General features: G+C 54.1%; 1 protein-coding gene. It reads right to left on the reverse strand.

Going from position 1 to position 229, the window contains the following annotated elements; translation table 11 throughout:
• The coding region (locus tag ACI43T_RS12320; RefSeq protein WP_405387415.1) for a hypothetical protein at window positions 1–229 on the reverse strand (229 nt) is incomplete at both ends.

Below are 229 nucleotides of genomic sequence, written 5' to 3' on the forward strand. Positions count from 1 at the left end.
CGTCGGTAACGGCGCGAACCATCGGCTGATTCTGCTTCACCGCAGCCGAAACGGCTACGGTGCGCTCGGAAGCATCGAAACCCGGAACATAGGACTGGTCTTGCTCGCCACGCTGGAAATAACCCGTAACTCCATTAAAATTGTAGCTGCCGTCCGAATTTTGGACAGGAGTGTCATCAAAATACACGCTTTTGAACGGCGCATCATCGCCGTTGGCAAACCCCGAAAC

This window comes from Neisseria oralis (assembly GCF_045062685.1).
Lineage (GTDB): Bacteria > Pseudomonadota > Gammaproteobacteria > Burkholderiales > Neisseriaceae > Neisseria > Neisseria oralis.